At 70.8% G+C, this 20,692-nt stretch carries 20 protein-coding genes and 3 pseudogenes; 11 read left to right on the top strand and 12 right to left on the bottom strand.

The window, feature by feature from the left end:
- Window positions 1-13 precede the first annotated feature (13 nt).
- The 4 genes and pseudogenes from OG936_RS08615 to OG936_RS08600 all read right to left on the bottom strand — a co-directional run bounded on the left by OG936_RS08615 (window position 14) and on the right by OG936_RS08600 (window position 3,766).
- Window positions 14-622: a winged helix-turn-helix domain-containing protein gene (locus OG936_RS08615; RefSeq protein ID WP_406493663.1), complete on the bottom strand. Its 609-nt coding sequence runs from the start codon at window positions 620-622 to the stop codon at window positions 14-16.
- Between the two features lie 336 nt (window positions 623-958).
- Window positions 959-1,132 (bottom strand): annotated as a pseudogene (locus tag OG936_RS08610) (glutamine synthetase); the annotation flags it as partial.
- Between the two features lie 13 nt (window positions 1,133-1,145).
- A complete protein-coding gene (locus tag OG936_RS08605; protein ID WP_406493661.1) occupies window positions 1,146-2,279 on the bottom strand; it encodes an ARPP-2 domain-containing protein in 1,134 nt (377 codons plus the stop codon).
- Entirely contained in the window at window positions 2,276-3,766 is a 1,491-nt protein-coding gene (locus tag OG936_RS08600; protein WP_406493660.1) for a hypothetical protein, read from the bottom strand. Before OG936_RS08600 ends, OG936_RS08605 begins: the two co-directional genes overlap by 4 nt.
- A 209-nt stretch (window positions 3,767-3,975) precedes the next feature.
- On the opposite strand from OG936_RS08600, the gene OG936_RS08595 reads away from it, so the two are divergent.
- The 3 genes and pseudogenes from OG936_RS08595 to OG936_RS08585 form a co-directional block, all read left to right on the top strand.
- Window positions 3,976-4,896, top strand: coding sequence for a Gfo/Idh/MocA family protein (locus OG936_RS08595; RefSeq protein WP_406493658.1), 921 nt, complete (start codon window positions 3,976-3,978; stop codon window positions 4,894-4,896).
- Between the two features lie 52 nt (window positions 4,897-4,948).
- A pseudogene (locus OG936_RS08590) lies at window positions 4,949-5,119 on the top strand (cupin); the annotation flags it as partial.
- 100 nt (window positions 5,120-5,219) lie between these two features.
- A pseudogene (locus OG936_RS08585) lies at window positions 5,220-5,808 on the top strand (integrase core domain-containing protein); the annotation flags it as partial.
- On the opposite strand, the gene OG936_RS08580 reads toward OG936_RS08585, so the two are convergent.
- A complete protein-coding gene (locus OG936_RS08580) occupies window positions 5,805-6,677 on the bottom strand; it encodes a hypothetical protein (RefSeq protein WP_406493656.1) in 873 nt (290 codons plus the stop codon). The pseudogene OG936_RS08585 and the gene OG936_RS08580 sit on opposite strands and share 4 nt — an antisense overlap.
- A 78-nt stretch (window positions 6,678-6,755) precedes the next feature.
- Complete coding sequence (locus tag OG936_RS08575) at window positions 6,756-7,115, bottom strand: arsenate reductase family protein (RefSeq protein ID WP_383750446.1); 360 nt, start codon at window positions 7,113-7,115, stop codon at window positions 6,756-6,758.
- Window positions 7,116-7,235: 120 nt separating this feature from the next.
- Here OG936_RS08575 and OG936_RS08570 point away from each other — a divergent pair, with 120 nt between their 5' ends.
- Both OG936_RS08570 and OG936_RS08565 read left to right on the top strand, forming a co-directional pair.
- Window positions 7,236-7,505 carry a hypothetical protein gene (locus tag OG936_RS08570; protein ID WP_406493654.1) on the top strand — a complete coding sequence of 90 codons (270 nt, stop codon included), beginning with the start codon at window positions 7,236-7,238 and terminating at the stop codon, window positions 7,503-7,505.
- A gap of 244 nt (window positions 7,506-7,749) precedes the next feature.
- Window positions 7,750-8,232, top strand: coding sequence for an FxLYD domain-containing protein (locus OG936_RS08565; protein WP_406493653.1), 483 nt, complete (start codon window positions 7,750-7,752; stop codon window positions 8,230-8,232).
- Between the two features lie 112 nt (window positions 8,233-8,344).
- On the opposite strand, the gene OG936_RS08560 is transcribed toward OG936_RS08565, so the two are convergent.
- On the bottom strand, window positions 8,345-9,088 hold the full coding sequence (locus OG936_RS08560; protein ID WP_406493652.1) for an SDR family NAD(P)-dependent oxidoreductase: 744 nt from the start codon (window positions 9,086-9,088) through the stop codon (window positions 8,345-8,347).
- A 443-nt stretch (window positions 9,089-9,531) separates the two neighbouring features.
- Between OG936_RS08560 and OG936_RS08555 the strand changes: the two genes are divergently transcribed.
- From OG936_RS08555 to OG936_RS08540, 4 genes are all read left to right on the top strand, one after another.
- On the top strand, window positions 9,532-10,050 hold the full coding sequence (locus tag OG936_RS08555; protein WP_406493650.1) for a hypothetical protein: 519 nt from the start codon (window positions 9,532-9,534) through the stop codon (window positions 10,048-10,050).
- A gap of 104 nt (window positions 10,051-10,154) precedes the next feature.
- A complete protein-coding gene (locus OG936_RS08550; protein ID WP_406493648.1) occupies window positions 10,155-11,000 on the top strand; it encodes a DUF4097 family beta strand repeat-containing protein in 846 nt (281 codons plus the stop codon).
- A 60-nt stretch (window positions 11,001-11,060) separates the two neighbouring features.
- Window positions 11,061-12,095 (top strand): ATP-binding cassette domain-containing protein, encoded by a 1,035-nt coding sequence (locus OG936_RS08545; protein WP_406493647.1) that lies wholly within the window; start codon window positions 11,061-11,063, stop codon window positions 12,093-12,095.
- The gene (locus tag OG936_RS08540; protein WP_406493645.1) at window positions 12,092-12,883 is read left to right on the top strand and encodes an ABC transporter permease; all 792 of its coding nucleotides are present in this window, start codon (window positions 12,092-12,094) and stop codon (window positions 12,881-12,883) included. The genes OG936_RS08545 and OG936_RS08540 overlap by 4 nt, the downstream gene beginning before the upstream one ends.
- Window positions 12,884-13,157: 274 nt before the next feature.
- On the opposite strand, the gene glnA is transcribed toward OG936_RS08540, so the two are convergent.
- Entirely contained in the window at window positions 13,158-14,567 is a 1,410-nt protein-coding gene (gene glnA, locus OG936_RS08535) for a type I glutamate--ammonia ligase (protein ID WP_406493644.1), read from the bottom strand.
- Window positions 14,568-14,822: 255 nt separating this feature from the next.
- Here glnA and OG936_RS08530 point away from each other — a divergent pair, with 255 nt between their 5' ends.
- Window positions 14,823-15,290: an RDD family protein gene (locus tag OG936_RS08530; RefSeq protein ID WP_266745760.1), complete on the top strand. Its 468-nt coding sequence runs from the start codon at window positions 14,823-14,825 to the stop codon at window positions 15,288-15,290.
- Window positions 15,291-15,395: 105 nt separating this feature from the next.
- On the opposite strand, the gene OG936_RS08525 is transcribed toward OG936_RS08530, so the two are convergent.
- The 4 genes from OG936_RS08525 to lipB form a co-directional block, all read right to left on the bottom strand.
- Window positions 15,396-16,103: a DUF4191 domain-containing protein gene (locus OG936_RS08525; protein ID WP_406493642.1), complete on the bottom strand. Its 708-nt coding sequence runs from the start codon at window positions 16,101-16,103 to the stop codon at window positions 15,396-15,398.
- Between the two features lie 19 nt (window positions 16,104-16,122).
- Window positions 16,123-16,323: a hypothetical protein gene (locus OG936_RS08520; RefSeq protein WP_406493640.1), complete on the bottom strand. Its 201-nt coding sequence runs from the start codon at window positions 16,321-16,323 to the stop codon at window positions 16,123-16,125.
- Window positions 16,324-16,652: 329 nt separating this feature from the next.
- A complete protein-coding gene (gene lipA / locus OG936_RS08515) occupies window positions 16,653-17,618 on the bottom strand; it encodes a lipoyl synthase (protein WP_406493638.1) in 966 nt (321 codons plus the stop codon).
- A 132-nt stretch (window positions 17,619-17,750) separates the two neighbouring features.
- Window positions 17,751-18,563, bottom strand: coding sequence for a lipoyl(octanoyl) transferase LipB (lipB, locus tag OG936_RS08510; RefSeq protein ID WP_383750411.1), 813 nt, complete (start codon window positions 18,561-18,563; stop codon window positions 17,751-17,753).
- 262 nt (window positions 18,564-18,825) lie between these two features.
- Between lipB and OG936_RS08505 the strand changes: the two genes are divergently transcribed.
- A complete protein-coding gene (locus tag OG936_RS08505) occupies window positions 18,826-20,631 on the top strand; it encodes a regulator (RefSeq protein WP_406493636.1) in 1,806 nt (601 codons plus the stop codon).
- The last annotated feature ends 61 nt before the right edge of the window (window positions 20,632-20,692 follow it).

The following is a 20,692-nucleotide window of genomic DNA, read 5'->3' as shown; positions in this document are numbered from 1 at the left end:
GGCAACAGGCCTCTCAGGGGGCGTACTTGTAGCCGACGCGCCGCACGGTCTGGATCGTCCGGCGGTGCTCGGCGCCCAGCTTGCGGCGCAGCCGCGCGACATGGACGTCCACGGTGCGTCCGTCGCCCACGTGTCCGTAGCCCCAGACGGTGGTCACCAGCTGATCGCGGGTGTGTACCCGGTGCGGGTGCGCGACGAGGTGGGCGAGCAGTTCGAACTCCAGGAAGGTGAGGTCGAGCGTGTTCCCGTCGACCGCGGCGACGCGCTGTACGGGGTCGATGCGCACCGGACCCGCGCCCGGGTCCGCCACCGGCGACGACACCAGGTACTGGGCGGCCGCGGTGACGGCCGGCTGCTGATCGGCCGGTACGAGCACCAGGTAGCCGATCAACGGCGGGTGGCCCGGCAGCGCCGGAACGGTGTACTGGGGTGCGGGCAGCCAGGTGGCACCCGGCGGCAGGAACTCGGCCACAGCGGCCGGCCGGACGACCTCACCGGCGTCGACGGCACGCAGCCGGTGGCGGTTGGGCGGGAGCGGGCGGGCGGAGGTGGTGGCCGCAGCAGTCGTCGGAGCTGCCGCGCCGGCCGAGGCAGCGGCGGAGAAAGTACGAGTGTTCGCCATGGGTCAGCTCTTTCGCGCGAAGGAGTCGTCGAGGGACGGACTTGCCGGCGCGCGGGCCGAAGGCCGGGGTGAGCGGCTTTAGAGGGCCTGCGCGTTCAACGCGCGGCAACACACCCGGTCGAAGTCGTGATGCTGACGGGACGGCCAGAACGGTTGGAGGTCGCTGCGACCTGTCGAGGTGTACTGGATGCCGACCATGCCCCCATTGAACCAGAGAACGTGACGGCGCAGCAGGCCTCTCTCAGCCGTCGATACGGGCCCTTGGCGTTACGTTCCTCACCTGTATGCCAGGTGGGCCCGCGGGGCGACGGAGGAGCCGAGGGGGCGCCCACCCGGCACCCGGTCGGAGGCGTGGCCCACGGCCTGGTTGGTGCTCGAACCGTCGAAGCCCCAGATCGGCAGCTCCGCCACATCCTGCGACGGACTCCCGGCCATGATCTTCGTCTTCGAACGGAGCTTGGCGGTCGGCTCGGTGCCGTCGATCCAGATGTACTCAGCCTTGAACGTCACGGAAGCCATCCCCTCATGCGCGGGCCTTGAGCAGCGACTCGAAACCGGCGGCACGGATCCGGCGCACCAGTTCCTCCTCGGTGGTGCCCAGCGCCACGGCCGCCTGCGCGAGCCGCCAGTCCGCGTCGGAGAGCCGGTGCAGCAGATGACCACGCCTGATCTGGGCCTCGGACAGCCGGAATGTCTTCAGATACGCGACCTGCCCCTTGTGATCGGTGATCGTCTCACCGATGTGCCGGCCCTCCCCATTACGCAGGAAAGGCGGCAGGAACCGCCACAGTGTGAACGAGCCCATCCGGTACACCCGGTCGAAGGCGTACGAGGTGTCCAGCAGCTCACGCGCGAACAGGGTGTCGTGCGCCTCGGCCCACTCCCGCTCCTGCGCCCGCGCTGCCGCCCGAAGACCGGCGAGCGTCCGCAGATGCGGTCCATCGGAAATCCGCGCCGCGAACTCCGCCACCGGCGCGCCGTACAGCGCGTACTGGTGGACCAGTTCCCCGTACAGATCCTGTACGAGCGAAGGGTGCAGCAGACGGTAGTCGTCCGGGTGCGGCAGAACGAAGGCGGCAGCGAGCGCATCGGCCGCGTACACCATCACCCCGCACTGGCCGGGATGGATCTCGAAGGCCCGCAGCGCGTCGCCGAGCCCGCGCACCGACCACCCCATGTAAGCGTCCTCGGCACGCGGCGAGAGCCCGTCGCGCAGCGCCTGCCGCGACCACTCCTCCCAGGCGACCGCGGGGCCACCGAAGTGCAGGGCGAGGTAGCCCTCCATCGCGAGGTGCAGCGGCAGGAAGCGCAGCCGGTCGCCCGGCTGCCGCTTGGCCATGCGGTGGTGGCGGTTGCGCTGGAGCCGTGCGGTCCGGGGCGGCGCGTTCCCGGGCGAGGCGCCCGCGCCCAGCTGCGTACCGTACGCGGCGGACCGGGCGCCCTCGCCGGACCAGTCGGCGACGAAGCCGTGCGGGATGTACGAGGTGTAGTGCGTGCGCGGACCGACGTCCACGACGCCGTTCCCGTAACCCATGTAGATCTCCCGGTGCAGCCGAAGCCCCTCGACCGGCTGCTCGCGCACCAGCGGCACCAGCCGGATGCCGCCCCACACCTGGGCGGGGCGGGTGGCGAGCCCGGACAGTTCGAGCCTGTTCACGCTGCGGCCCCCGCCCTCTGCTCACCGACGAAACGTGCGACCTGGCGGTCCAGATAGGCGTACAGGGCCGCCGCTCCCGTACGCCCCTCGGCGAACTGCGTGATCTCCACCAGCGCGGGCAGATCCTCCGCGTCCCGGATACCGGCGGTGGGCACGCCCGGTGCGAGGTGCCGCACGTCGAATCCGTCCGCGTCGTATACGGGGTTCACGTGCACCACCGCCGTGCGCCGGTTCGGATCGAGCCGGGTCCGCCACACCCGCAGCACCTCGCCCGCGAGTCCGGGCGGCGCATTGTCCCACCCGTCCGAGACGATGACCAGCCGGTCCGGACCGTGCTCCAGGGCGTCCAGTACCCGGATGCCGAGCGGGGTCGGGCCCCAGGGCCTGACCAGCAGCGGATCTGTGCCGCCCGAGGTCCACAGCGGGATGTACGCACCCGGCGCGGCCAGCGCCTCCAGCAGGAAGTGGCAGGCCAGCGCCACGGCGAGCGGACGGCGCCGCTTCACACCCGACCCGGACGACGAGTAGCTGTCGTCCAGCACGGCGGCGACCCGGCCCCAGCTCCCGGCGAGCGGTCCCGCCGCACGGCGGGCGGCGGTCCGCAGAGCATGGGCCAGCTCCTCGCGGTGGAGCCGCCGCGCCCCGAAGCCGAGCGACAGGACGTACAGGGCGAGCCGGGTCAGCGGCATCACGGTCAGATCGACGTCCTGGGGCAGCGGCGCCTCGTCCCCGGCGGTGCGCTGCCCCAGGGTCCGCAGCCGCTCCAGCCGGGTCATCCTCGGTACCATCCGCTCCAGGAACACCTCGCGCTTCATCCTGTGCCGGGCGGCGAAGCCCTCGGCGACGGTGAACGGCAGCTCGTCGACGGCACCCTGCTCGTAGTGGGCGCGCCGCCACGCGTCGAGCAGCTGGTGCTGGTAGCGCGGCCGCCGCCCCGGCCGGAACAGGAAGTCCCCTATCTCGTCCGGCTCGTCCGGCCCGTCGAACCGAAGGTGGACATGGCGCGCGGCCGTCTTCAGACCGGCGCCGTACTTCACGGCGTCGTGCGCCGGATCCGGCCGGGCGGCCAGCCAGTCGCGCATGATCGCGCGGGTGCGCCGGTTGTTCACCTTCGCCCCGCGCAGCGCGCGGAACAGCCGGTAGACGCGCTGCGGCGGCAGCTTCGCCAGCCGGGCGGCGATCAGCCGGCCCTCGGTGCGCTTCTCCTCGGCGGTCGCGTCGGCGGCGGTCTCCAGCAGCCCCTGGACGATGCGCGCGGCGTTGTGGTCGTTGATGTCGAGGGCGAGCGCGGCGGCGTACACCCGGCGGTAGTTGACCCGTACGTACTCATGGAGGAAGTCCAGCGAGAGCCGCTGCTGATACGCCGTCGAGCGGAACTCACGCTGTCCGGTCGCGGTGATCGCCGCGTTGACGAAGAGGAGTACGTCCTCGGCCGCGACGAGGTCGGCACCGGTCCTGGTGCGAGTGGTCTCGGAGCTGGTCGCCATGGTTTCCCCCGTGGTGTCACGCGCCGCCGTACACAGGGGCGGAGCGCCGGCCGGGGAATGGGGGCGCGAACAGCGAAATCACTGCTTTAGAGGCAAGTCCCGGAAGTCGCGCCGGAGTCCCGCGGCCGGCACCGGAAACATAGCCATTGAAGCTCACTCTCCGCCAGCTCAATACGGGAGTCGTCCGGCGAACCCGGCAGACTGACCCCATGACGACACTTCCCGCGACCCCCCTGCGCATCGGCCTCGTCGGCGCGGGCCCCTGGGCCCGGAACACCCAGGCCCCCGCCCTCGCAGCCCACCCCGGCGTCGCACTGAGCGGCGTGTGGGGCCGGCGACCCGAAGCCGCGAAAGCGCTGGCCGACGCCCACGGCACCACGGCGTACACCGGCGAGGCGGGCATCGACGAGCTCTTCGCGGCCAGCGACGCGATCGCGTTCGCCGTGCCGCCGGACGTCCAGGCCCCGCTCGCCGCCCGCGCCGCCGCCACCGGCCGTCATCTGCTGCTGGACAAGCCGGTCGCGACCACCGTGGCGGCCGCCCGCGAGGTCGCCCGGGCCACGGAGCAGACGGGGGCCGCGTCCATCGTCTTCTGCACCCTGCGCTTCGCGGCCGAGACATCCGACTGGGTCACCGAACAGGCCGCCGTGGACGGCTGGTTCACCGCCCGCGCCGAGTGGATCGCGGCGCTGTTCGCCCCCGGCGCGACCAGCGAGTACGCGGCCTCGCCCTGGCGCCGCGAGAAGGGCGGCCTGTGGGACGTCGGCCCGCACGTCCTGTCGGTCCTGATCCCGGTCCTGGGCGACGTCACACAACTGACCGCGGCCCGCGGCCCCTCCGACACCACCCACCTGATCCTCCGCCACACCTCCGGCGCCTCCAGCACGGTGACGCTCGCGCTGGGCGCCCCGGTCGGCGCGGTGGGCACGGAGATCGAGCTCAGGGGCGAGGAAGGAACCGTCGCACTGCCACGGTGGAGCGATCCGATCGGCTCCTTCCGGTCAGCGGTGGACGCCCTGATCGACTCGGTACGCACGGGGGAGCCGCACCCCTGCGACGTGCGGTTCGGCCTGCGCCTGACGGAGCTGCTGGCCGAGGCGGAGGAGCAGGCGCGGGACGCAGAGGCGTAAGGGCTCCCTGGAGCGGGGCTCGGGCCGGGGCCGGCGTGGGCCGGCCCGCCCGAATCCCGGCGACTTCCTGCTCGTCCCGCCGTTCGTCCCGCATCGAGAGGAGAATCCCGACCCGAATGAGCCCGTGGTCGTCGTGATCGCGCGGACCACGCAAGAGCCGATCCTGCAACTCCCGCAGCAGGAAACCCGCGTGGGGCACCTCGGCCCCCGGAGCGGTCGCTGACTGAGCTGCGCAGCGCCCGTGGGAGGCGGACGGCACCGGGGCCCGGCTGCTGCAGGAGGTGCAGGTCCGGGACGATGCGGCGTCATCGACCGCTACGGCCACCGGCCGGGTCATCCGCCGCTACGAACACGACGCACCCGGTGACCTCGTGCACGTCGACATCAAGAAACTCGGCAACATCCCCGACGGTGGTGGCCACAGGGCCCTCGGCCGGCAGGCGGCCGCAAGAACCGGGCGAAGGCGGGCATGAGCTTCCTACGCAACGCCGTCGACGACCACTCCCGGCTCGCCTACAGCGAGATCCTGGCAGACGAGAAGAAGGAAACCGCTGTCGGCTTCTGGCAGCGTGCCCACGCCTACTTCGCTTCCTGCGGCATCGCCGTCCAGCGCGTCCTGACCGAAAACGGCGCCTGCTACAAATCGCACCTCTGGCGTGACTCCCTTGCAGAGCAAGGGATTTCACACAAACGGACCCGGCCCTACCGCCCCCAGACCAACGGGAAGGTGGGCGGTTCAACCGCACCCTCCTCGATGAATGGGCCTACGCCAAGACATACCGGACCGAGGCCGAACGACGCGACGCCTACCCGCAATGGCTGCACGCCTACAATCACCGCCGCGGACACACCGCGCTCAAGGGTCAACCACCCGCCGGCCGCGTCCCCAACCTCAAGGGTCAGTACACCTAGCCCTGCTCGGCGCCGGCCGTCTCGTACGCCGTGACCTTCTTGTTGACATACGTCAGCAGATCGGTGTCCGCCTTGGTGAGCTCCGCCTCACGGCTCTCCGCGCCGTCCGACCACTGCGCATTGGCGAAGACCACCGAACGCACCGTGGCCAACCGCTTGAACACTCCGGCCGAACCGGCCGGAACGGTCTGCAGCCCGGCCCCGGGCGGCGGGTCGAGCGAGACGACCTGGTACGTGACGGGGTCCATCGACGCCATCGCGAACACGGTCCCCGAATCCTCCGCCCGCCGGAAGCTCAGCACACTCACCGTGACCTGCGCACGCCGTGCCGAGTCCGTGTACAGCGCGGCCGTGAGCTGCTCGCAGCCCTTGCCCTGTGCGATGAGCTGCGCCAGTTCCTGCGACATGCCCCGCTCGCAGTTCGTCGTCGTGGCGACGTCGACCCGGTTGTAGACCGTGCCGTCCGCCAGCCGTACCGTCTTCTCGGGGAAGGCCTGGCCGGGCCGGACGATCGGCCGGGCGAGCAGCGAGGGCAGCACGGACGGTGCGTCGGCGGGCAGTTGGGCAGACACGGCCGGCGCCGACGGTGCGGGGGACCGGTCCGCGGGTGCGGGGGAGCGCGAGGGTGAATTCCCGGCGGCGTCGGTGGCGCCGCCACCGTCGCCGCGCAGATACAGCACGGCACCCGTGGCGACGGCGGCTACGACGATGGCCGTGATCAGCCCGTTCCGCCACCGGCCGCGTCGGTCACGTGGCACTTCCGGAGCCCCGTACGGGTTCTGGTGCCGTGCCGCACCCTCGGCTTCCTCGCGTGCCCGCCACTCGTCCCAGTCCGGGGCAGCGGGTATCTCGCGGTCGTCAGACATCATGACGGCGGAGATTAGCAGCAGAGCCGCCGATCCTTGATCACCGGGTGACGGGCCGCCGTTGGGTCCACCGGCAAAGGATCAGCGCCCCAGCGCGTCCCGTACCGCCTCGTCCGTGCGTGCCACGACGGCGGTCCCGTCGTCGGCCGTGATGATCGGCCGCTGGATCAGCTTCGGGTGTTCGGCGAGCGCCGAGATCCACCGCTCCCGTGAACCGGCTTCGCGCGGCCACTCCTTGAGCCCGAGCTCCTTCGCCTCCGCCTCCTGCGTCCGCGTGATGTCCCACGGCTCCAGCCCGAGCCGGTCGAGCACCGCCCGGATCTCGTCCGGCGACGGCACGTCTTCCAGGTAGCGGCGGACGGTGTATTCGGCACCCTCCGCGTCGAGCAGTTCCACCGCGCCGCGGCACTTGGAACAGGCGGGATTGATCCAGATCTCCATGGGGCCAACGGTACGGGAAGGACGTCTCGAAAGCCCCGCCGGCCAGCGACGATTGTCAGTGGTGGGCCGTAAAATAGAGGGAGTTCGTGAGGGTTCCACGACCGTGCCAGGAGGTTGCCCATGGCCGTTGCCACAGTCACGACCGAGCCGCTCCACAAGCCCCTGCGGAAGAAGCCGCTCCCCGCGGGCCGGCCCCGCGAGTGGTACGTCACCCACAACCGCCGCCTGAAGGCCATGCGCCTGGCGATCGCCCTGCTCGACACGGGCGTCTACTACCCGTCGACCGCGACCAATGACAAGATACAAACGATCGCCGAACGCATCGGCATCCACCCGCCGTCCGACACGACCTGCCGCATGGTCCGCGCCCTGATCCGATACGGCCGCTGACCGCTGACCGTAGCCTGCTGACGGCCCGAAGCCTGTGCCCCGTGCACAGGCTTCGGGTGCGTGCGTACATACGCCGGCTCAGAACGCTCATGCCCCCGGCCTCGGCCGCACTCGCACTGGTCGCGACTCCGAGGCCCGGTCGCACCGACCCGGCCCGTAACCCGTCCGGCGTACACGGCATGCGGCGCCACCCGCAACCGCTTTGACTGGGGCGACGGGTGACCGGCAAGTGCTGGGAGGCACGATGACGAGGAAAGCCGCGCGAGGACTGTGCGCCGCACTGCTGACGGCGGCCGTGCTGCCGATGGCCGCTGCCTGCTCCGGCGGCGGCAACGCCTCCAGCACGGCGTCCGAGGCCGCGTCCGCCGCGGCATCGGTGGCATCCAGGGGCGCGGACGTGGTGGCCTCGGCGGCGGCCGCCGCGAGCGAGAAGATCAACAACTTCAAGAACGGCGTGGACGCCAAGAACGACGTCAAGCTGTCCGCGCCGGTCACCGACCACGACGGCCGCGCCACCGCGAAGGTCACCGTGACGAACAGCACCGACGCGAAGAAGTCGTACATCGTGCAGGTCAACTTCCGTGACCCGCAAGGCAATCTGCTGGACACGGTGGTGGTGACGGTCGACGACGTCGCCGCCGGGGCGGCCAAGGAAGCCGCGGCCCGCAGCAACCGCAAACTGTCGGGCCGGACCAAGGCCGAGGTGGGAACGGCCCTGAGGCATTGACCGGTCACCGGTCGGTGCCGTGCTCGGCCCCCTTGAGCTGCCGGGAGCGACGCCCACCGGCCGACGCACGACAGGGGCGTCGGCGGGGGCCGCCCCGTGTGCGAGCCAGGGTTCAGATGGCGGTGCGGCCGCCGTCGACGGCGACGGTCGCGCCGGTGACGTAGCCGGCCTTCGACGAGGCGAGGAAGGCGACGACCTCGGCGATCTCGGCCGGCTCGGCCGCGCGCTTCATCGCTGTGGTTTCGGCGATCGCGTCGAACAGCTCGCGGTCCGCGCCCCGGGTGTAGACCGGGCCGGGGGCAACGGTGTTGAAGCGGACACCACGGCCGCTGTACTCAGCCGTCCAGCTCTGCGTCAGTGATGCCAGCGCGGCCTTGGTCGCGCCGTACGCGGCAGCGTTGGCCAGGCCGAGGCTGCCGGCCATGCTGCCGATGTTGATCACGCTGCCCGATCCCTTCGCCGCCATCGCCGGGACGAAAGCGGCCACGAGGAAGAATGCCGCGCGGACATTGCCGGCGAACATGGCGTCGTAGTCGGAGACCTTCATCTCCTCGGTCGGCGCCCAGACGGCATGCCCGGCGTTGTTGACCAGGACGTCGATCTCGCCGACCTCCGCGGCGAGCCGGTCGATGCCGACCGGGTCCTCCAGGTCCGCCGCGACGAATCGGGCGTGGCCGCCGACTGTGGTGATCTCGTCGACGATCTCGGCGCCGCGCTGGGCGTTGCGGCCGGTCACGACGACGGACATTCCGTCGGCGGCCAGCCTCTTGGCAACCGCCCGGCCGATGCCGGACGTGGCCCCGGTGACCAGGGCGATGAGGGGGGACGGGTCGGCGTTTGCGCGCTTCGCGGCCATGGGATCCACCTTTCGGCCGGCCGCGGAGCGCCCGCCCGACAGGCGGGTGAATCACGGTGCGCGGCCCCTGGTTCCTATCCTCCACTGTCCCTGCCGCGTCCCTGAACAGCAAAAATTCGGCACCCCTGAGGTGGGCCGGTGCCCGACGGGTGCACGTGAAGCCTCCCAACGGCGGGAGTTCGGCGAGGCCCTCGACCTGGTCGACCATGGCAGCAGAGCGCCACCCTCGTGCCGGATGGCACCATCTGGCACCACCTGGCACCATGTGGCGTCGCCTGGTGCCACTCCATGCTTCCGGAAGTGCGTGGCGTGCGTGGCGCCATGATTAATCAGGTCGTCTCCCTTCGTGTTTCCGCAGTTCAGGGCGGTCGCCCTGGAGCTCGCCGCACGCGAGGTGCCATTCGTGCTTGCGTGTGGCGCCAATATGGTGCCATCATGGCGCCATGGACCTCACCCCGTATGTCGACACCCTCCGCCGCGAACTTGCGGTGGCTGCCGAAGCCGGCGGCGACGAAGCCCGCGAGCTGGCCGAGAGGCTCACCGCTCCCCTGGAGTCGGCGACCCGGCTGACCATGCTCAACGTGCTCTCCGCCGCGATGGACGAGATCACCCGCGACCTCGCCCCCGGCTCGGTCGACGTACGGCTGCGCGGGCTCGACCCCGACTTCGTGGTGACGCTGCCGCCCACCGGCGGTGGCGCCCCCGCGGAGCCCGTCGCGCCCGTCGAACCACTCAAGACCCCGGTCCCGGCCGACGGCGACGAGGGCGGCACCGCCCGCGTCAACCTGCGCCTGCCGGCCCACCTCAAGGCCCGCGCCGAGGAGGCCGCGAGCCGCGAGGGCCTGTCGGTCAACGCGTGGCTGGTGCGCGCCGTGTCGGCCGCGGTCGACGGCGCCACCCGGCCGCGTACGAGGGAGAAGACCCGGACCGTCGGACAGGGCTACACGGGCTGGGTGCGCTAGCCGCTCCCCGCCCGCACCACTTCACCCAACACCCCGCACCACTTCACCCAACACCACGTCCCACCAGCGGGGACGCCCACAAGACTCAAGAGGACGGGACAGCCATGCCTTCTTTCGACACTCCCGAACCGATCTCCGTCACCGCGCACGTGGAGGCCGGTTCCATCCAGTTCACCGCGGGCGACCGCCTCGACACCGTCGTCGAGCCGCGGCCCCGCGACCCGAAGCGGGACCAGGACGTACGGGCGGCCGCCCAGACCGAGGTGACGTACGCGAGCGGCGTCCTGACCGTCAGGACGCCCAAGCAGCGCTATCTCGTCGGGCGCACCGGCACCGTCGATGTGACGGTCGAACTGCCCACGGGTTCGCACATCGACATGACCGGCTCCTGGGCCCAGGTGCTCGGCGAGGGCAGGCTCGGCGAAGTCCGGGTGAAGACCTCGTCCGGTGACGTCCGCCTCGACACGACCGGGCCGCTCCAGTTGACCGCCGCCCACGGCTCGATCACCGTGGACCGAGTCGAGGGCGTGGCCGAGATCGCCACCAGCTCCGGAAGCCTGCGCGTCGGCTATGTCGATGGTCCCGCCGTCCTGAAGAACTCGCACGGCACCACGACCGTCGGCGCCGCGACCGGCGACCTGCGGGTGAGCGGTTCCAACGGCGACATCGACATCGCGCGCGCCGAGGGCTCGGTCGTCGCCACCACCGCCCACGGCACCCTGCGTGTCGCCGAAGTTGCCGGCGGAACCGTCCAGTTGGAGACCGCCTACGGCGCTATCGAGGTCGGCATCCGCGAGGGCATCGCCGCCTGGCTCGACGTCAGTTCCGGCCACGGGCAGGTGCGCAACACACTCGCCGCCTCCGAGGCCCCGGAGGAGACCGAGGGCACCGTCGAGGTCCGCGCCCGGACCCGCTACGGCAACATCGACGTGCGCCGCGCCCGGGTCTGACGCCGGCCTAGCCGACTCGCCCGCTCCCCAGTCGCTTCAGCCTTCGAAAGGGAGGGCTCCATGCCTTCGTCTGTCATGCCCACACCCAGGCTGGGCAACGGTCTGCAGCCGCCCGCCGCCGTCCTGGCCGTCGGTCTGCGCAAGTCGTACGGCGACAAGACCGTGCTCGACGGCATCGATCTGCGTATCCCGGCCGGGTCCGTGTTCGCGCTGCTCGGGCCCAACGGCGCCGGCAAGACCACCGCCGTCAAAATCCTCTCCACCCTCATCACCGCCGACGCCGGCGAACTGCACGTCGGCGGCCACGACCTGGCCACCGACCCGCAGGCGGTGCGTGCCACGATCGGGGTCACCGGGCAGTTCTCCGCCGTCGACGGGCTGATCACCGGCGAGGAGAACATGCTCCTCATGGCGGACCTGCACCACTTGTCCAAGCGCGAGGGGCGGCGGATCACCGGCGAGCTGCTGGAGCGGTTCGACCTCACCGACGCCGCGAAGAAGCCCGCCTCCACCTACTCCGGTGGCATGAAGCGCCGCCTCGACATCGCCATGACGCTCGTCGGCGACCCGCGCATCATCTTCCTCGACGAGCCGACGACCGGCCTCGACCCCCGGTCCCGGCACAACATGTGGCAGATCATCCGCGAGCTCGTCTCCGACGGCGTCACCGTCTTCCTCACCACCCAGTATCTGGACGAGGCCGACCAGCTCGCCGACCGCATCGCGGTACTCAACGACGGCAGGATCGCCGCCCAGGGCACCGCGGAAGAGCTGAAGCGGCTGATTCCCGGCGGCCATGTCCGGCTCCGCTTCTCCGACCCGTCCGCGTACCGGTCCGCCGCCCTCGCACTGCGCGAGGGCACCCTCCCCCAAGCTCTCGGCTCCGCTCGAGCAGGGGGTACCCCCCTCGACGACTCCCTCACGCTGCAGATCCCCAGCGACGGCACCCAGCGCGAGCTCCGCTCCATCCTCGACTGGCTGGACTCGGGCGGCATCGAGGCGGACGAGCTGACCGTGCACACCCCCGACCTCGACGACGTGTTCTTCGCCCTGACCAGCGGCACCGACCAGCCCCCCAAGGAGGCCGTCCGATGAGCTCCCTCTCCCTCGCCGTGCGCGACTCGTCCACGATGCTGCGCCGCAATCTCCTGCACGCGCGGCGCTACCCGTCCCTCACCCTGAACCTCCTGCTCACGCCGATCGTCCTGCTGCTGCTCTTCGTCTACGTCTTCGGCGACGTGATGAGCGCGGGCATCGGCGGCGGCGGCGCGGACCGCTCCGCGTACATCGCCTACCTCGTGCCGGGCCTCCTGCTGATGACCATCGGCAGCACCACGATCGGCACCGCGGTGTCCGTCTCCAACGACATGACCGAGGGCATCATCGCCCGCTTCCGCACGATGGCGATCCACCGCGGGTCCGTCCTCGTCGGGCACGTCGTCGGCAGCGTGCTGCAGTCGGTCGTGAGCGTGGTCCTCGTGGGTGCCGTCGCGGTGGCCATCGGATTCCGGTCCACGGACGCCACGGCCCTGGAGTGGATCGCGGCGTTCGGGCTGCTCACTCTGTTCGCCCTGGCGCTCACCTGGATCGCGGTCGGGATGGGCATGGTCAGCCCGAACGTCGAGGCGGCCAGCAACAACGCGATGCCGCTGATCTTCCTCCCGCTCATCTCCAGCGCCTTCGTCCCGGTCGACGCGATGCCGGGCTGGTTCCAGCCGATCGCCGAGTACCAGCCGTTCACACCCGCCATCGAGACCCTGCGCGGGCTGCTGCTCGGCACGGAGATCGGCCACAACGGATGGCTCGCGGTCGCCTGGTGCCTGGGCCTCACCGTGCTCGGCTACTTCTGGTCGAAGGCGACTTTCAACCGCGATCCGAAGTAGCCGGGACGACCGGGCGGGCGGCCCACCGCAGCTCGGCCCACCCGAGGGCGGCGTACTCCGACACCCGGTCGGCGTACGCCGACCCGTCCGTGTTCTCGGCCGCCCGCCGAGAACCAGCGAGGGCCGCTTCCCCCGACCAGGGGGAAGCGGCCCTCGCTTTGTTGTCTCTGACATCAAGGCAGGGAATCGGCCGGGCGGTGCACACCCGGTGCACACCCGGTGCACACCCGGTGCACACCCGGTGCACAGGAGGGCCGATTCCCGGCCCCGCCTCTTAGAGGTCGAAGTACAGCTCGAACTCGTGCGGGTGCGGGCGCAGCTGGATCGGGGCGATCTCGTTGGTGCGCTTGTAGTCGATCCACGTCTCGATCAGGTCGGACGTGAAGACGCCGCCGGCCTGCAGGTACTCGTTGTCCGCCTCCAGCGCCTCCAGGACGGCCGGGAGGGAGGTCGGGACCTGCTGGACGGTCGCGTGCTCCTCGGGAGCCAGCTCGTACAGGTCCTTGTCGATCGGCTCGGCGGGCTCGATCTTGTTCTTGATGCCGTCGAGGCCCGCCATCAGCAGAGCGGAGAAGGCGAGGTACGGGTTGGACGACGGGTCCGGGGCGCGGAACTCGACGCGCTTGGCCTTCGGGTTGGAGCCCGTGATCGGGATACGCATCGCGGCGGAACGGTTGCGCTGCGAGTACACCATGTTGACCGGGGCCTCGAAGCCGGGGACCAGACGGTGGTACGAGTTCACCGTCGGGTTGGTGAACGCCAGCAGCGACGGAGCGTGCTTGAGGATGCCGCCGATGTAGTAGCGCGCGATGTCCGAGAGGCCCGCGTAGCCCTGCTCGTCGTAGAACAGCGGGTCGCCGCCGGCCCACAGGGACTGGTGGACGTGCATGCCCGAGCCGTTGTCGCCGAAGATCGGCTTCGGCATGAACGTCGCGGTCTTGCCGTTGCGCCAGGCGACGTTCTTCACGATGTACTTGAAGAGCATCAGGTCGTCGGCCGCGGCGAGCAGCGTGTTGAACTTGTAGTTGATCTCCGCCTGGCCGGCGGTGCCGACCTCGTGGTGCTGGCGCTCGATCTGGAGACCGCTCTTCTCCAGCTCCAGGGACATCTCGGCACGCAGGTCGGCGAAGTGGTCGACCGGCGGGACCGGGAAGTAGCCGCCCTTGTAGCGGACCTTGTACCCACGGTTGTCCTCGATGGCACCGGTGTTCCAGGCACCTGCCTCCGAGTCGATGTGGTAGAAGCTCTCGTTCGACGCCGTCTGGAAGCGGACGCTGTCGAAGACGTAGAACTCGGCCTCGGGACCGAAGTACGCGGTGTCGGCGATGCCGGTGGAGGCGAGGTACGCCTCGGCCTTCCTGGCCACGTTCCGCGGGTCACGGCTGTACTGCTCGCCGGTGATCGGGTCGTGGATGAAGAAGTTGATGTTGACGGTCTTGTCGCGGCGGAACGGGTCGACACGGGCGGTCGACAGGTCCGCGCGCAGCGCCATGTCGGACTCGTGGATGGCCTGGAAACCGCGGATCGACGAGCCGTCGAAGGCAAGCTCCTCGGCCGGGTCGAAGGTCGCCGCCGGCACCGTGACGTGCTGCATCACACCGGGCAGGTCACAGAACCGGACATCGATGAACTTGACGTCTTCGTCGGCGATGAACTTCTTCGCGTCCTCGGCGTTCTGGAACATCCAACTCCTCCTACTCCCGGCCCGGGAGGGACGGGGTTGCAGCTCGTGGTGCGGCCAGTGCGGTGGCACACGCTGGGGCAGACCCTAGACAGGCCGGATTTCTCAAGCATGACCCATTTGTTTCGCAGAAGTTAACCGAGCCGAGCACGCGCGGCACGTCGAGACCGGTTCGGATCCCGCGTCCGACCCGCTCGGAAGCCCGTGGCTGCCACCCCGCCCGGCGGCCGGCGGGGCGCGGCGCAGTACCGTGTTCGGGTGGACACCAGGCAAGCAATCGGATCGTGGCTCTCGGGGCCGCGCGCGACCGCTGAGGACATGGGCGTCGAGTTCGGCCATCGGGGCAAGCGGCTCGGTCTGCCCGAGCACGGGCCGGGATCCGTGGCGCCGTTCGGCCGGCGCCTCGGCGCGCTCTTCATCGACTGGGCCCTGTGCCTGCTGATCGCATACGGGCTGTTCGCCCGCGGTGACCAGCAGGCGGCGGGGAACTGGGCGCTCGGCGTCTTTCTCGTACTGGGCGTGCTCACCGTCGGGACCATCGGCTGCACGCCCGGCAAGCGCGTCCTGGGCCTCCGGGTCGTCGCCGAGAGCGGCGGCCGTCTCACGTTCGGGCGGGCGGTCGTCCGCAGCGTGCTGCTGTGCCTGGCGATCCCGGCCCTGGTCTGGGACCGCGACGGCCGCGGCCTGCACGACCGGCTGGCCCGCGCGGTCCAGGTCCGCATCTGAGCGAGGCCGGAACGAGGAAGAGAACGCCGGAGAGAACGACGAAAAGGGCGGGTCACGAACCGGTTCGGTTCGCGACCCGCCCTTTTCACGCGTCCGGCGGAAGCGTCAGCGCATCTTTCCGCCGCGTGGCATCCGCATGCCCTTCGGCATCGGGCCCTTGGGCAGTGGCATGTTGCTCATCAGGTCGCCCATCGCGCGCAGCCGGTCGTTGGCGGCCGTCACCTGCGGGCCGGTCAGGATGCGCGGCAGCTTCAGCATCTTCGTGCGCACCTTCTTGAGCGGCACCTGGCCCTCGTCGTTGCCGACGACGATGTCGTGCACCGGTACGTCGACCAGGATGCGCGCCATCTTCTTCTTCTCGGCCGCGAGCAGCACCTTCACCCGGTTCGGGTTGCCCTCGCCGACCAGCACGATGCCCGCCTTGCCCACGGCACGGTGGACGACGTCCTGGCTGCGGTTCATCGCGACCGCGGGTGTCGTGGTCCAGCCCCGGCCCACCCGGTCCAGTACCGCCGCCGCAGCGCCCGGCTGTCCCTCCATCTGCCCGAAGGCCGCACGCTCGGCACGCCGTCCGAAGACGATCGCCATCGCGAGGAGGCCCAGCACGAAGCCCAGGATGCCCAGATAGATCGGGTGGCCGGTCAGGAAACCGACCGCGAGAAGGACACCGAAGGTGACGATTCCCACACCCGCGACGACAAGACCGATCTTGGAGTCGGTCCGCCTGGTCATCTTGTAGGTCAGGGCGATCTGCTTGAGCCGCCCCGCGTTCTCGGCGCTGTCCGCGCCTTCAGTGTTTGCCTTCCTCGCCATGTACCGAAGTTTACGTGGCCTAGGAACGGCGGTCGGCCGCGGCCTCCAGTACGTACTCGGCCTCGACCCGGTCCTTGGCCCGGCGCCGGTCCTCCAGGACGGCCGTCCAGGCATTGTGGCGGGCCGTGCGCTGGCCGCTGCTCAGCAGCAGCGACTCGACGGCACGGAGGGCATGGGTGACGGAAGGGATGGCGGTGGCGCGTACCGGCACGGCCTGCATCGTGGAAATCTCCTCGGAGCGGATGTGCGGACTGAGTGATGTGGACTCAGCTGCCCGGGCCGGCTGCCCGGGACTGCGTTGCGCGAAGTGGATGGCGTGGGCTGGGTGCGGGAAGCGGCGGTGGCAGCGGCCCGGAGAGCCACTGCGCTGTGAGCACCCAGCGTCACTGCTCGGTGTTACCAGCGCATGACCGGTCGGTCAAACACCAATGAAACCTTGATATGGGCCGAGCGCACGCCGACGCGGCCCATACGCGCGCCCGACCTGCGGGGAGCGTATGAGCCGCGTCGAATCAGTTATTACCGACCGGTAGCTTGTTGTGCGGGGATTCACACGGCGGGCGTCGCCGCGATGGCGCCGCGCCGCTCGATCGCCTGCTGGAAGAGGCGGCCCGCGCGGTACGAGGACCGGACCAGCGGCCCGGACATCACGCCGGAGTAGCCGATCTCGTCGGCCTCCTCCTTCAGCTCCACGAACTCGTGCGGCTTCACCCAGCGCTCGACCGGGTGGTGGCGCACGGACGGTCGCAGGTACTGCGTGATCGTGATGAGCTCGCACCCCGCGTCGTACAGGTCCTGGAGCGCCTCGCTGACTTCCTCGCGGGTCTCGCCCATGCCCAGGATCAGGTTGGACTTGGTCACCAGACCGGCCTCGCGGGCCCGCGTGATGACCTCCAGGGAACGCTCGTAACGGAAACCGGGGCGGATCCGCTTGAAGATCCGCGGCACCGTCTCGACGTTGTGCGCGAGCACCTCGGGGCGCGAGGAGAAGACCTCGGCGAGCTGCTCGGGCACCGCGTTGAAGTCGGGGATCAGCAGCTCGACCTTGGTACGGCCGGCCTCCCGCTGGACGGTCAGCGCGTGGATCTGGCGGACGGTCTCCGCGTACAGCCAGGCACCGCCGTCCTCCAGGTCGTCGCGCGCGACGCCCGTGATCGTGGCGTAGTTCAGGTCCATCGTGACGACGGACTCACCGACCCTGCGGGGCTCGTCCCGGTCCAGCGCCTGCGGCTTGCCCGTGTCGATCTGGCAGAAGTCACAGCGCCGGGTGCACTGGTCGCCGCCGATGAGGAACGTGGCCTCGCGGTCCTCCCAGCACTCGAAGATGTTGGGGCAGCCGGCCTCCTGGCACACCGTGTGCAGGCCCTCGCTCTTCACGAGCTTCTGCAGCTGGTTGTACTCGGGGCCCATCTTCGCCCGGGTCTTGATCCACTCGGGCTTGCGCTCGATGGGGGTCTGGCTGTTCCGGACCTCGAGGCGCAGCATCTTGCGCCCGTCGGGTGCGACAGCGGACACTCCGGCACTCCCCTTTGCTTTCGCTGCATTGGATTCTTCGGCGAACACCAGGGTACGCCCGTTGTTCAAACGGCTTTACGTGTGGCCAACCTGTGGCCGACAGGGCCTATTCCCGGCCCGGTACTCAATCTGTCATGCCGTGGCCACGGCATCCGTCGGACGTTCGATGGTGCGCGGGGCGAGCGCCGCGTTCTCCAGGACGTCCTTCAGGTGCTTCTCCACGACCGGGAGCACGTCCTCGACGGTGATGTCGCGGCCCAGTTCGTTCGCGAGCGACGTGACGCCCGCGTCCCGGATGCCGCACGGCACGATGCGGTCGAACCAGGTGTTGTCCGGGTTCACGTTGAACGAGAAGCCGTGCATGGTCACGCCCTTGGCCACCCGGATGCCGATCGCGGCCAGCTTGCGGTCCTCGCGGCGCTGGCCGGCGTTGGACGGGGCGTACTCGGGGCCGTTCAGCCGCGGGTCGAACTCCTCGTCCTGCAGCCGCGGGTCGAAGTCGAGGGAGAGGCCGCCGATCGCCGGGCGCTCCTCGACCGGGTCGCCGAGCACCCAGACCCCGCTGCGGCCCTCGACCCGGGAGGTCTCCAGGCCGAACTCGGCGGCGGTACGGATCAGCGCGTCCTCCAACCGACGGACGTGTGCGACGACATCCACCGGCCGGGGCAGCTTCTGGATCGGGTAGCCGACCAGCTGTCCGGGGCCGTGCCAGGTGATCTTGCCGCCGCGGTCCACATCGATGACCGGGGTGCCGTCCAGCGGGCGCTCACTGTCGGTCGTGCGCCGCCCCGCCGTGTAGACGGGCGGGTGTTCCAGCAGCAGACAGGTGTCCGGGACGGCGTCCTCGAATCTGGCCGCGTGCACCTCGCGCTGCTTCTGCCAGGCCTCCTGGTAGTCGACGGCTTCCTCGCCGAATCCCAGCCGGACGAACCGAAGCTCGGTCACGACAGATGCCTCCCTACTCGCGGTGCCGGGAGCCGGGGGTGCCCGGAGCCGCGCCACCATGCACTGAATCACGCCCGGCCACTGTACGACCGGGCCCCGGTCGGCGGCCCGGCAGGTCGATCCCGTCAGCGCCACCCTCAATCCTCACACGATCGGATGAAAGTGAAGCGAAGGTGGCTGAGCGCGCGGCAGAGGCGGCTAAATTCGCGCCGTTCCATTAGGGCTGCCCGCCCGGCCCCGAAGGCAGGAGACCGTACAGCTGATGTCGGAACGACCTCCGCAGCGCACCCCCAACCGCCGACTCGCCTCGCTCATCTCCGAAGCCGGCTTCTCCAATGCCGGCCTCGCCCGCAGAGTGGACCAACTCGGCCTGGAACACGGCCTCGACCTCCGGTACGACAAGACGTCCGTGACTCGTTGGCTGCGCGGCCAGCAGCCGCGCGGGACGACCCCCGCGCTGATCGCCGAGGTCTTCACCCGGCGGCTCGGGCGCCGCCTCTCCGCGCAGGACCTGGGCCTCGACGCGTGCGCCCCCGTCTACGCGGGCCTGGAGTTCGCGGCCACGCCGGCCGAGGCGATCGACATCGTCAGCGGACTGTGGCGCAAGGACTCGGGCAGTCATGCGGAGCTGCGCAAGATCGCCTTCACCCCGGCCGGACTCGTCGTCCCCAGCCGGGACTGGCTGATCGGCCGGGCCGACGAGTGGGTGGGACGGGGGACCGAGTCCGCGCCACCGGTGCCGGGCGGGGCTGCTGCGGCCGGTGGTGGTGCCCGTGCGGCGGGTGGTGCTCGTACGGTTGGTGATCCTCGTGCGGCTGGTGGGCTCGGCAGGTCCCTCGGGGCTGCTGGGGCCACGGGGGCCATTGAGGTCGGTGGTGCGGGACGGGCCGGTGGGCCCGGCGGGGGACGCGGGATCGGAGCGCAGGGGGTACACGGCGCGCACTGGCCCGGAGGCAGCACGCACGGAGGCGGCACGCACGGCGGTACGGGGGCGGCCGGCGCCGACGGCCGCAGTGGGGCCCGTGGGCCCGCTCCCTCCCGGCCTTCCGGACCGTCCGCACCTCCCGGATCCCCCACACCCCCGACCGCTCCCGCCGCCCCGGGAACAGGACAGGCGGGCGCCCCCGGTGTCCCCCGGCAGCGGCAGTCGGAGCGCGGCTCCGGCCAGCGGGTCGGCGTCGGGGACGTCGCCGCCCTGCACTCGGTCGGCGAACTCTTCCGCACCCTCGACAACGCCTACGGAGGCGGCCACGCCCGGCAGGCCCTCGTCCGGTATCTGGAGCACGAGGCGGAACCGATGCTGCGCGGAACGTACGGGGAGGCCACCGGGCGCCGGCTCTTCTGCGCCGCGGCCGAGCTGACCCGGCTGGCGGGCTGGACCTCGTACGACATCGCGGCCCACGGCCTGGCTCAGCGGTACTTCGTCCAGGCGCTGCGGCTCGCCCAGGCCGCCGGGGACCGCGCGTACGGCGCTTACGTCCTGATCACCATGAGCCGTCAGGCGGTCTACCTCGGGCACGGCAGGGAAGCCGTGCAGCTGGCCCGCGTCGCCCAGCAGGGCATCGGTTCGTCGGCGCCGCCCGTCGTCCAGGCACTGCTGCACGCCGTCGAGGCCCGCGCGCACGGGGTGCTCGGCGAGGCCAGGCCCTGCACCGCCTCGCTGGCACGGGCGGAACGCGCGCTGGAGGCCGCCCGCCCCGGGGACGAGGTGCCGCACTGGGCGCGGTACTTCGACGAGGCCCAGCTCGCCGACGAGTTGGGCCACTGCCACCGGGATCTGCAGCAGTACAAGGCCGCGGCACAGCACGCGGAGCGCTCCCTCCAGCTGCGCGCCCCGGCGTACGCCCGCAGCAGGCTGTTCTGCCGGGTGGTGCTGGCCACTGCGCGGCTCGGGCTCGGTGAGCTCGACCAGGCGTGCCTGCTCGGTGCCGAGGCCGCCCAGCAGGCGGCCGAGATGCGGTCGGTGCGGGCGACGGAGTACGTACAGGACTTCGAGCGCCGCCTGGAGCCGTACCGGGACGCGGCCGCGGTGCGCGGGTACCACGAACGAGTCGCCGCACTGAGGTGACACCGCCACCCTCCGGGCCCGGAAATCCGGGCACGCGAGCCCGCCGTGATCCGGGCGAGAG

Source organism: Streptomyces sp. NBC_00846 (assembly GCF_045207325.1).
In the GTDB taxonomy this organism is placed as follows: domain Bacteria; phylum Actinomycetota; class Actinomycetes; order Streptomycetales; family Streptomycetaceae; genus Streptomyces.
Note: the sequence above shows the minus strand (reverse complement) of the source record. Positions and strands in the feature narration are given on the sequence as shown.

What these genes read in the sequence shown, in the direction of transcription:
- OG936_RS08580 (WP_406493656.1), bottom strand. Translation starts at nt 6,677, where the DNA reads ATGATGTCTGACGACCGCGAGATACCCGCTGCCCCGGACTGGGACGAG.
- OG936_RS08550 (WP_406493648.1), top strand. Translation starts at nt 10,155, where the DNA reads ATGCCTTCTTTCGACACTCCCGAACCGATCTCCGTCACCGCGCACGTG.
- OG936_RS08560 (WP_406493652.1), bottom strand. Translation starts at nt 9,088, where the DNA reads ATGGCCGCGAAGCGCGCAAACGCCGACCCGTCCCCCCTCATCGCCCTG.
- OG936_RS08540 (WP_406493645.1), top strand. Translation starts at nt 12,092, where the DNA reads ATGAGCTCCCTCTCCCTCGCCGTGCGCGACTCGTCCACGATGCTGCGC.
- OG936_RS08600 (WP_406493660.1), bottom strand. Translation starts at nt 3,766, where the DNA reads ATGGCGACCAGCTCCGAGACCACTCGCACCAGGACCGGTGCCGACCTC.
- OG936_RS08615 (WP_406493663.1), bottom strand. Translation starts at nt 622, where the DNA reads ATGGCGAACACTCGTACTTTCTCCGCCGCTGCCTCGGCCGGCGCGGCA.
- OG936_RS08525 (WP_406493642.1), bottom strand. Translation starts at nt 16,103, where the DNA reads ATGGCGAGGAAGGCAAACACTGAAGGCGCGGACAGCGCCGAGAACGCG.
- OG936_RS08565 (WP_406493653.1), top strand. Translation starts at nt 7,750, where the DNA reads ATGACGAGGAAAGCCGCGCGAGGACTGTGCGCCGCACTGCTGACGGCG.
- OG936_RS08505 (WP_406493636.1), top strand. Translation starts at nt 18,826, where the DNA reads ATGTCGGAACGACCTCCGCAGCGCACCCCCAACCGCCGACTCGCCTCG.
- OG936_RS08545 (WP_406493647.1), top strand. Translation starts at nt 11,061, where the DNA reads ATGCCTTCGTCTGTCATGCCCACACCCAGGCTGGGCAACGGTCTGCAG.
- glnA (WP_406493644.1), bottom strand. Translation starts at nt 14,567, where the DNA reads ATGTTCCAGAACGCCGAGGACGCGAAGAAGTTCATCGCCGACGAAGAC.
- OG936_RS08570 (WP_406493654.1), top strand. Translation starts at nt 7,236, where the DNA reads ATGGCCGTTGCCACAGTCACGACCGAGCCGCTCCACAAGCCCCTGCGG.
- OG936_RS08595 (WP_406493658.1), top strand. Translation starts at nt 3,976, where the DNA reads ATGACGACACTTCCCGCGACCCCCCTGCGCATCGGCCTCGTCGGCGCG.
- OG936_RS08555 (WP_406493650.1), top strand. Translation starts at nt 9,532, where the DNA reads ATGGACCTCACCCCGTATGTCGACACCCTCCGCCGCGAACTTGCGGTG.
- OG936_RS08575 (WP_383750446.1), bottom strand. Translation starts at nt 7,115, where the DNA reads ATGGAGATCTGGATCAATCCCGCCTGTTCCAAGTGCCGCGGCGCGGTG.
- OG936_RS08520 (WP_406493640.1), bottom strand. Translation starts at nt 16,323, where the DNA reads ATGCAGGCCGTGCCGGTACGCGCCACCGCCATCCCTTCCGTCACCCAT.